The sequence below is a fragment of the Actinomyces sp. ICM47 genome (genome assembly GCF_905369875.1).
Classification (GTDB): domain Bacteria; phylum Actinomycetota; class Actinomycetes; order Actinomycetales; family Actinomycetaceae; genus Pauljensenia.
Genome location: NZ_CAJPJE010000030.1, coordinates 20,486 through 27,167 on the forward strand (window position 1 = coordinate 20,486; position 6,682 = coordinate 27,167).

Consider the following 6,682-nt stretch of genomic DNA (forward strand, 5'->3'; position numbering starts at 1 on the left):
TCATGAGTAACGCTCCCGAGGTACGCGGCCTGTTCCTCAAGGCCCTCGGTCGCCCGGTCATCGTGGCCCCCAGCGAGGCCGAGCCCACCGTCACCTTCGACGGCCCCCTCACCGAGGTGTGCCCCTGCTCCCTGAAGGAGACGGAACTGCCCGTCGTCGTGCGGGCGGGGGAGGAGACCTACGAGGTCCGCCCGACCCGCACCGGCGAGCGCACCATCAACGGCCGCGTCGCTCTCGTCACGGGCGGTGCTCAGGGCTTCGGTGCCGAGATCGCCCGAGGCCTGGTGGACGCCGGCTGCTTCGTGTACGTCGCCGACCTGAACGGTGAGGGCGCGGTCGCGAAGGCCGCCGAGCTGGGCGGCGAAGGCGTCGCCCACCCGATCACCGTCAATGTCGCGGACGAGGACTCCGTGGCCGCGATGGCCGCCGAAATCGAGCGCGTCACAGGCGGCCTCGACCTGGTCGTGTCCAACGCGGGTATCGTGCGCGCTGGCTCCGTCCTTGAGCAGGACGCCTCGGCATTCCGCCTGTCTACGGACATCAACTACGTGGCCTTCTTCCTGGTTACCAAGCACCTGGGTCAGCTGCTGGCCCGCCAGCATTCCACCGCACCCGAATGGCTGACCGACATTATCCAGATCAACTCCAAGTCCGGCCTGGTCGGCTCGAACAAGAACGCCGCCTACGCGGGTTCCAAGTTCGGCGGTATCGGCCTGGTCCAGTCCTTCGCCCTCGAGATGGTTGCTCACGGCGTCAAGGTCAACGCGATCTGCCCCGGCAACTTCTACGACGGGCCGCTCTGGTCCGACCCGGACCGAGGTCTCTTCGTCCAGTACCTGAACTCCGGGAAGGTCCCCGGTGCCAAGACGGTCGCCGACGTCAAGGAGTTCTACGAGGCGAAGGTCCCCATGCGCCGCGGTGCCCAGGGCATCGACGTCCTGCGCGCGATCTTCTACATCGTCGAACAAGAGTACGAAACCGGCCAGGCCGTGCCCGTCACGGGCGGCCAGGTCATGCTCTCCTGACACCGTCTCGAGGCCGGGGACCCAGGGTAGTCACGGTCCCCTCCTCGGGTACCCCGGCCTCGTCCCTCTCGTTCCCACCATCGTTTTCCCAGTGAAGGAGTCAGTCATGACCCAGGTTCCCTCCACCCAGTACGCCATCCAAATTGTCGGCAAGGAGGAGTTCGTCGTTAACCCGGCGAAGCCCGTTGACCCCGTTGGCCCGACGCAGATCCTGCTCGAGGTTGAAGCCTGCGGCATCTGCTTCTCCGATACGAAGCTGCTCCACCAGTTCGATGGCCACCCGCGCAAGTCCGACGTGGTCGGCGGCATCGACCTGGATGCCCTCAAGGACATCCCGTCCTACCACCCGAACCAGGAGGCTGTGACTCCCGGCCACGAGCCCGTGGTGCGCGTCGTGCAGGTCGGCGAGGCCGTCACGCACTTCAAGGTTGGTGACCGTCTGCTGGTCCAGGCGGACTGGAAGCACCTGCGCACCTCGAAGTCCAACGGTGCCTTCGGGTACAACTTCGATGGTGCCCTCGAGGAATACGTCGTCGTCGACGAGCGCTGCGTCGTGTCCCCGGACGGGGAAGAGTACCTGATCCACGTGTCGGAGGGGCCGTCGGCCGCCGCCATTGGCCTCATCGAGCCCTGGGCGACCGTTGAGGGTTCCTACGCGTGGGTGGAGCGCGATCACGTCGCCGATGGTGGCCGCCTGCTGGTCGTCGGCGAGGGCGACATCGACGCTCTGACCGCCGAGTATAAGCCCGCCGAGGTTGTGCGCGTTGCCGCTGAGGAGCTTGAGGGCGTCGAGGGAGAGTTCGACGACGTCGTGTTCTTCGGCTCGGACGCCGACGCCATCGAGAAGGCCGCGCTCCTGATCGGCACCCGCGGCACCATGTGCGTCGTCCTGGGCGGCGAGACGATCTCCCGCAAGGTCTCCCTGGACATCGGCCGCGTCCACTACGACTTCACCCGCTTCTGCGGCACGACCGGCTCGGACCCGCGCGAGGGCTACGCCTGGATCCCCGCCAACGGCGACCTGCGCGAGAACGACCGTTGCGTCTTCGTCGGCGCCGCCGGCCCGATGGGCGTCATGCACACGATGCGCGCCGTCACCTCGGGTGTCCCCGGCATCTCCGTGGTCGGCACCGACCTGTCGGACGAGCGCCTGGCGAACCTCGCGGCCGTCGTCGGCCCGACCGCCGAGAAGAACGGCGTGCCCCTCGACATCGTCAATACCTCCTCGACGCCCCTGGAGTTTGGCTACACCTACGCGACGTGCCTCGTGCCCGTTCCCGCGCTGGTCTCCCAGGCCGTTGACCTCCTGGCCCAGGGCGGCATCCTCAACGCGTTCGCGGGAATCCCGGCTGGCACGTTCGGTGATTTTGACCTGCAGGGCATCATCGAGCGCCAGATCTTCATGCTGGGAACCTCCGGTTCGGACGTGTCCGACATGCGCACGGTCCTGCGCAAGATCGAGGACGGCGTCATCGACACCACGATCTCGCTGTGGGCGGTCACCGGCATGGCGGGCTTCGGCGACGCCATCAATGCGGTGATGAACCGTACCTCGGGCGGCAAGATCATGGTCTTCCCGTCGCTGCACGACCTGGGCCTCACGCCGCTGAGCGAGCTGGCCGAGAAGTTCCCGCAGGTCGCCGCCGCCATGAAGGACGGCCTGTGGACCAAGGAGTCCGAGGAAGCGCTGCTCGCCACCCGCTGAGCGCTCCGTCTCGACCTTCGCCCCGGCCTCGTCTGTCACCGGACGAGGCCGGGGCATCTTTGTGCGCGTCGCTCTCGTTTGCGCTGGTTGGGGGAAGATGACGTCCCTCTGCGGCCTGGGCCGCCGCCGCGCGGTCTCGCTGGTACTCGGACTTGCCCGCGAAAGTGGTTCCCGCGCGCCCTCGTTTCTGTCATAGTAGTGTCAGGCGTGCGCTCGTCGGAACGAGGAGGTTGCCGTGAGATTCAACGATTGCACGACAAACGAGGGCTACGTCGCGTTGCAGGCGTGGCTGGTCGGCCAGCTGAACCCGCGCGCGCCTCACGCGGCGGACCTCTTTGCGCAGGACAGGGAGTGCCTCTACGACGCCTTCCTCTCCGTGCTCGTTGGTACGGGGCTGGGATTCGCCGACTTCGACGACGATCGCACCCATCATGGGCTCTACGCCTTCGATTTTTTCGTAGGCGACATTGAGGCACCACCACGAGGCAGGGGTGTTGATGGGCCGAGGGCGTCCGTTGTAGCAGGGGATTCTGCCACGGACGCCGCCGCCCCGGCGATGTGCCACGCCCTCGTCGACACGTGGCTCGGGGAAACGGGCAGGCGCATCCCCTTCGTGGCCTCCGTGATCGCTTCCGTGGCTACCCTCGAGCTCGTCGCCGATGTGAGCGTCGACGAGTGCGTCTTCGAGTGTGACCTGCCGCCGGGCTACGCCCGCTCCACCGCAAACAAACCGTGGGAAGACGGCAGCCTGCCCATTGGCGCGCTGGATTTGTCCCTGGTTGCCCTTGGTCCGCTCATCTACGTCGAGGCGGGCGTGCGATATGGGAGACAGGTTCTGTCATGCTCGGGATTCGACGAGGCCTTGGTCTCGTGTGTGCAGATGGGGCTCACCGTGGAGTCCTCCATGGCCTCCGGCGCCGGAGTGGCTGCCGCTCTGCGCGCCCCGCACGGGGGCCCTGAGATGCTCGGGTGGGCTGCCGACACAGTGGCTCGAGCCCTTTCCGCGTGCGGGCACGTCGGCGGACTGCACATCCGCGCCTGGCTGGGCGACGCATAGGAATCCCGCGGCGTTCGCCCGCCGCCCATGCGCATAAACGTGCCCCGGCCTCGTCGATGCGAGGCCGGGGCAAGGCGTGTGGAGCAGTGCTCGCTTAGACGGCCGCCTTCTCGGCAGCGTCCTTGGCGGAGGCCGGAGCCTTCTTGTCCTGCCAGTAGTCCAGCTCGGAGGGATCCAGACCAATCGAGGAGGCGGTAAACTTCGGGTCCAGGCCCTCCTTGCGCTGCGCCGTGTAGTCGTTCGCGCAACGGACGGCGATGCGACCGAGGATCACAATCACCGGCAGGTTGATGAGTGCCATGAGGCCCATGAGGATGTCACCCAAGCTCCACGCGACCTCGAACTTCAGCAGCGCACCGCAGAAGACCAGGGCAGCTGCCACGAGGCGGAAGGCCGTCAGCATCCACTGTTCCAGCTTGATGTTGCGCAGCAGGAAGCGGAAGTTGACTTCGGCGTAGTAGAAATTGCCCACCAGCGTCGTGAACGCGAAGAGGAACAGTGCCACCGAGATGAAGACCTGCGCGATCGGTTGGCCGAGCACCGTAGCCATCGCGTCCTTCACGAGGGGAGCGCCGGTGACGCCGCCGTCGTCACCGACACCCGAGGAGAGGACCACGAACGCGGTGAAGGTACAAATGATCATCGTGTCGATGAAGACCGAGAGCATCTGAACGAGGCCCTGCTTGGCAGGGTGCGACACGGAGGCGGAGGCTGCGGCGTTCGGCGCGGAACCCACACCGGCCTCGTTCGAGTAGAGGCCACGCTTGATGCCGAGCATCATCGCAGAGCCTGCGAAACCACCGAAAATCGCCTTGAAGTCGAAGGCTCCCGAGAAGATTGCGGAGAACATCGCGGGGATATTGTGGTAGTTGAAGACAATGACGACCGCGCCCACACCCAGGTAAATGATCGCCATGATCGGGACGAGGAAGCCGGTCACGTCGGTCAGGCGTCGAGTGCCGCCCAGGATTGAGCCGGCCATCAGGACCGCAAGGACGCCGCCGACGGCCCAAGGAGTCCACTCGTTCGCCCAGGAGTACTGCGTGAACGTGTCGGCCACGTTGAAAGAAGCGAGCAGGTTGAAGCCGCCCATGTAGGTCAGAATGAGCATGACAGCGAAGAGATAGGCCAGCCAGTTCTGCTTGAGTGCCGTCTGGATGTAGTAGGCCGGGCCACCGTAGGAGTGGTGGGGTCCGCGCTTCTTGTAGATCTGTGCGAGCGTCGACTCGATGAAGGCGGATGCGCCTCCAATCGTCGCGATGACCCACATCCAGAAAACAGCGCCAGCGCCACCCGCCGTCACTGCCGTCGCGACGCCAGCGATGTTACCGACGCCCACGCGCGAGGCCGTGGAGACCATCAGCGCACGGAAGGACGAGACGCCGCCTTCCTTTTTCGGAGGCTCCATGACGACACGGAGTGCCTCTCCGAACATGCGGAGGGGGAGCGCGCGGGTGAAGACGAAGAAGTACAGGCCCACGCCGATCAGCAGTGCGACTAGTACGTAGGTGTACATGAAGTCGGAAATGGAGCCGAGAACGGATGCAATCATGGAAGTTCCTAGCATTGATGGATGCGGCGATGCCGCTCGGATGATGTGAGTATAGCCCCTAGGTCAACGCTTGGTAAAGTTTCAGGCAACAAATGAGATGGTCTCGGTATAAGTCCTGATCAGCATGCTAGATCGCGTTATGAGATTGCGTGGCCTGGCACACATTTTGTTTGATATTCTGTGTTCTGTGACATGAAAAGTGCTGAATTTTAGGTGTTTTGTGGGCAAAAATCTGCTACAAAGCCCGGAATTCCGCGGAAAAGCTTCTGGGAGACGAGCGGACCGTTATGATTTGACGGTCCGCTCGGACATGCGTATTGTTTTCCTTGTTGCGCCGAACGGCAGCGAACGAAGCGAGATGCTCGGGTCGCGGAAACATGGCGCGAATCGCCTATTGAGTGTGCGGGGCTTGTGCTGTGTGCGCTTGGTTGTGTGGGTGTTGTTTGTGAACTCGATAGTGTGTTTGTTTGTTTTTTATGCCTGTTTTTTGTTTTTGAGTGTTTTTGGTTGGGATTGCTGATCGGCTGGTTTGTTTGGTTGGTTGGTTTTTCTGGGCTTTAACGTTTTTGTTTTTGTTCGGAGAGTTTGATCCTGGCTCAGGACGAACGCTGGCGGCGTGCTTAACACATGCAAGTCGAACGCTGAAGCTCAGCTTTTGTTGGGTGGATGAGTGGCGAACGGGTGAGTAACACGTGAGTAACCTGCCCTCTTCTTTGGGATAACGCCCGGAAACGGGTGCTAATACTGGATATTCACTGATCTTCGCATGGGGGTTGGTGGAAAGGTTTGTTCTGGTGGGGGATGGGCTCGCGGCCTATCAGCTTGTTGGTGGGGTGATGGCCTACCAAGGCTTTGACGGGTAGCCGGCCTGAGAGGGTGACCGGTCACATTGGGACTGAGATACGGCCCAGACTCCTACGGGAGGCAGCAGTGGGGAATATTGCACAATGGGCGAAAGCCTGATGCAGCGACGCCGCGTGAGGGATGGAGGCCTTCGGGTTGTAAACCTCTTTCGCTCATGGTCAAGCCGCGACGTGGGTTGTGGTGAGGGTAGTGGGTAAAGAAGCGCCGGCTAACTACGTGCCAGCAGCCGCGGTAATACGTAGGGCGCGAGCGTTGTCCGGAATTATTGGGCGTAAAGGGCTTGTAGGCGGTTGGTCGCGTCTGCCGTGAAATTCTCTGGCTTAACTGGGGGCGTGCGGTGGGTACGGGCTGACTTGAGTGCGGTAGGGGAGACTGGAACTCCTGGTGTAGCGGTGGAATGCGCAGATATCAGGAAGAACACCGGTGGCGAAGGCGGGTCTCTGGGCCGTTACTGACGCTGAGGAGCGAAAGCGTGGGGA

Annotated in this window: 4 protein-coding genes and 1 rRNA gene; 4 read left to right on the forward strand and 1 reads right to left on the reverse strand. The window is 63.4% G+C overall.

Annotation, left to right across the window (positions count from 1 at the left end; all coding sequences use genetic code 11):
- Nucleotides 1–2: 2 nt before the first annotated feature.
- The 3 genes from QZ149_RS06850 to QZ149_RS06860 all read left to right on the forward strand — a co-directional run bounded on the left by QZ149_RS06850 (nucleotide 3) and on the right by QZ149_RS06860 (nucleotide 3,787).
- Nucleotides 3–1,025: an SDR family NAD(P)-dependent oxidoreductase gene (locus QZ149_RS06850; RefSeq protein ID WP_291450593.1), complete on the forward strand. Its 1,023-nt coding sequence runs from the start codon at nucleotides 3–5 to the stop codon at nucleotides 1,023–1,025.
- 106 nt (nucleotides 1,026–1,131) lie between these two features.
- The gene (locus QZ149_RS06855; RefSeq protein WP_291450594.1) at nucleotides 1,132–2,730 is read left to right on the forward strand and encodes an alcohol dehydrogenase catalytic domain-containing protein; all 1,599 of its coding nucleotides are present in this window, start codon (nucleotides 1,132–1,134) and stop codon (nucleotides 2,728–2,730) included.
- Nucleotides 2,731–2,965: 235 nt separating this feature from the next.
- Nucleotides 2,966–3,787 (forward strand): hypothetical protein, encoded by an 822-nt coding sequence (locus tag QZ149_RS06860; protein WP_291450595.1) that lies wholly within the window; start codon nucleotides 2,966–2,968, stop codon nucleotides 3,785–3,787.
- A 94-nt stretch (nucleotides 3,788–3,881) separates the two neighbouring features.
- Here QZ149_RS06860 and QZ149_RS06865 read toward each other — a convergent pair whose 3' ends face one another.
- Nucleotides 3,882–5,339 (reverse strand): alanine/glycine:cation symporter family protein, encoded by a 1,458-nt coding sequence (locus tag QZ149_RS06865; protein ID WP_291450596.1) that lies wholly within the window; start codon nucleotides 5,337–5,339, stop codon nucleotides 3,882–3,884.
- A 573-nt stretch (nucleotides 5,340–5,912) separates the two neighbouring features.
- Between QZ149_RS06865 and QZ149_RS06870 the strand changes: the two genes are divergently transcribed.
- Nucleotides 5,913–6,682 (forward strand): 16S ribosomal RNA (locus tag QZ149_RS06870); the annotation flags it as partial.

Bases quoted from the DNA above. Each gene is read 5' to 3' on its own strand.
- QZ149_RS06850 (WP_291450593.1), top strand. From the start codon at position 3: ATGAGTAACGCTCCCGAGGTACGCGGCCTGTTCCTCAAGGCCCTCGGT.
- QZ149_RS06855 (WP_291450594.1), top strand. From the start codon at position 1,132: ATGACCCAGGTTCCCTCCACCCAGTACGCCATCCAAATTGTCGGCAAG.
- QZ149_RS06865 (WP_291450596.1), bottom strand. From the start codon at position 5,339: ATGATTGCATCCGTTCTCGGCTCCATTTCCGACTTCATGTACACCTAC.